Annotated in this window: 1 protein-coding gene; it reads left to right on the forward strand. The window is 59.3% G+C overall.

The features are described from left to right. The coding region (locus tag D8U18_RS27150; protein ID WP_131109094.1) for an HD domain-containing protein at positions 1 to 808 on the forward strand (808 nt) is incomplete at both ends.

Raw genomic sequence — 808 nt, forward strand, 5'->3', positions numbered from 1 at the left:
TCCGCGTGGTCATGAGCATTGCCCAGCTCAGCGACCTGATCATCCAGCACTTCGAGGAAGTCATCCTCGCGCCGGAGGATGAGGCGCCGCCGCAACCGATCAACTCGCGATTCCAGTTGCACGACGGCTACATCGAGGCGCGCAACGACAATGTGTTCCGCCGCACACCGTTCGCCATGCTGGAAATCTTCGTACTGATGGCGCAGCAGCCGGAAATCAAAGGCGTACGCGCCGACACCATTCGCCTGCTGCGTGAAAATCGTCATCTGATCGACGACGACTTCCGCAACGATATCCGCAACACCAGCCTGTTCATCGAGCTGTTCAAATGCAAGATCGGCATCCATCGCAACCTGCGCCGGATGAACCGCTACGGCATCCTCGGGCGTTATTTGCCGGAGTTCGGTTTCATCGTCGGGCAGATGCAACACGACCTGTTTCACATCTATACGGTCGATGCCCACACGCTGAACCTGATCAAACACCTGCGCAAGTTGCAGTACACCCAGGTATCGGAAAAATTTCCGCTGGCCGCCAAGCTCATGGCCAAGCTGCCCAAGCCGGAGCTGATCTACATGGCCGGGCTGTACCACGACATTGGCAAGGGCCGGCATGGTGATCATTCGGACATCGGTGCCGTGGACGCCGAGGCCTTTTGCCAGCGCCACCAGTTGCCGCTGTGGGACAGCCGCCTGATCGTCTGGCTGGTCCAGAACCACTTGATGATGTCGACCACCGCCCAGCGCAAGGACTTGTCCGACCCGCAGGTGATCCACGATTTCGCGCAGACCGTCGGCGATGAAACCCG

It is taken from the genome of Pseudomonas sp. Sample_10 (genome assembly GCF_004321495.1).
Classification (GTDB): domain Bacteria; phylum Pseudomonadota; class Gammaproteobacteria; order Pseudomonadales; family Pseudomonadaceae; genus Aquipseudomonas.